The 2,233-nt window shown below is 68.5% G+C and carries 1 protein-coding gene; it reads left to right on the forward strand.

What is annotated here, in order from left to right; translation table 11 throughout:
- On the forward strand, positions 1-2,233 hold a 2,233-nt coding region (locus ABT057_RS49000; RefSeq protein WP_352351890.1), incomplete at both ends, for a hypothetical protein.

The following is a 2,233-nucleotide window of genomic DNA, read 5'->3' on the forward strand; positions in this document are numbered from 1 at the left end:
TCGGCAACTACCACCAACCCGCACCCGACGCCCTCCCCCAAGGCCACCTCCGCGAACGCCACCTCCACCTCCTCGCCACCCTCATCGGCGACACCGATCCCCCCACACAGACCGACGGAGACTGGGAGCAGGCCCGCGACGCCAGCGCCCCCTCGCCCCGCTCCCACGAGTGGGTCGATCCCGTCTCCGAACCCCTCGGCCCAGCCGACGACAACACCGACCGCCCGGAGACCGACACCGTCGCCGCCCGCATGCTGCCGATGCCGAACAGACTCCAGCGCTACAACTCTTCCGACGACTCCGACGCGGTCGACTCCGACGAATCCGACTGGGACGCACCCGCGCCCACCCCAGCCACCACATCCACCACCTCCCACTTCACCTGGACCGCACCACCGGTCGCCGCACCCTCACCCGCCCAGACGCCGCCCTCGCCCGAACCCACTCCAGACGACGAGGCAGAGCAGAGCGAGCCGTTCGCCCCCTCGTCCCTGGTGACCTACGTCCTGCCGGACAGCCTCCCGGAGGGAGCGTTCGACGCGGCCACACTGTGGTCGCAGGCGCCCGAGCTGGAACCCTTCGCCGTGGTCACCATCTCCTCCCACGGCATGACGATTCCGCTCAGGTACATGGACGACCGCCAGACCGCCAAGTGGAACAACCCGTGGGACGGCAACGACGCCTTCGACGCCGTGATGGAACCGGCCGACAAATACCTCGCCCTCGTCGTCGAGCGCGCCCAGCGCACACAAGCCGACCCCCAGGCCTCCGACGAGGACAAGGCAGCCGCGAAACACCTGCTGAAGACCAACACCCTGCTGGAGGACGACGGCTGGCGTCCCGAGTACCGCAGCGAGTTCCTCCGCATGCAGATGCTCCTCAGAGAGAGCGGACTGCTCGACGACCTGCCCCGCGAACTCGTCGCCAACCCGAACTGGTCGCGAGACCAGGGCGTCGTCGACCCCGAGGACACGCCATGGGCCTTGGTCGACCCAGCCGATCCGACCGGCCCGGTGGGCGGTTCACTGCGCGGCCCCGACGGAGTGTCCGCCAAGTTCCACACCTGGCTCAACGCCAACGGCGGGGACAGCAACTGGCTGGCCGACTGGGCGACTGATCAGGCCGGCGGTTCGATCAACACCGAGGCCCAACGGTTCAAGGTGATCGTCAGCCACTTCCGTCCACCGAAGTCCCCCGACGGCTATCACCTGGCCGGGCTCAACAGCGGTCTGAGGAACGACACCTGGCAGTCGGACGGCCGCGACTACCCCGTCACCCGATTCGACCCGCAGTACCTGGACCACGCGACATACATACGCAGCATGGTCGCCCAGCACGCCTTCACCTACGAGGTGCTCAACCGGGTCAAGATGCCCAACGTCGACGCCGAACAAGGAATCGTCCAACTCATCCGCCTGGAGAAGCGGAGCCTGCTGGAGGAGCAGAACGGCGGAGCCATGACCCCGGGCGACGAGGTGCAGATGCGACGGGGGCCTGCGGAGTCGTACAGCCTCCTCACGCCGTACAAGGACCCCACGGACGAGAGCAGCCACATACTCGGCCCCTTCTGGATGACGTCCCAGAAGGTGCCGCTGCACCGCGTGTTCGGCACCTATCTCCAGAGCCGGGCAGAGACATCCCCGGACCGCTCGCTCTTCCTCGGCGAGGGCGAGAACGAGTTCCTCGCGCTGGGCGAAGGCGCGCCCATCACCTACCACGGCACCGACACCCCACCCCAACTACCCGTCACCACACCCGGCGACGTCGCAGCCCAAGCGCCCCGACCCGGACGACGGACCACCCCGACGACGGTCACGCAGCCACACCCGCAGAACCCCGCCGAAGCGGCAAGCGAGGAGCCGGCACCTGGCCGAACTCGTCTACGCGCCGCAGAAGCAGCCCTGGAAGCCGCCGGCCTGCGCGCCGACGAACTCCAGCACAGGATCGACGCCACCCTCGACCCTCAGCAGAAGTCGGCACTACAAGCAGAACTGGACCAGCACGCCGACGTCCTCACCGACGCCCTGAACGAAGTCGACCTCGCCCTCGCCGAATCACGACCCGCGTCCGATCAGGACGACACGACCACCGAGGCCGGACCGCCCCCACGACCCCGGATGCGCCTGGACCGCACCCCACGCTTCACCGTCCCGTCAGGCTTCGACGTCCGCCGCTTCCGCCACGAAGGCGACACGATCACCGACCTCACCGTCACCATCGCCTACCGCGGCGA

Source organism: Streptomyces sp. NPDC002588 (assembly GCF_040295925.1).
Taxonomy (GTDB): Bacteria; Actinomycetota; Actinomycetes; order Streptomycetales; family Streptomycetaceae; genus Streptomyces.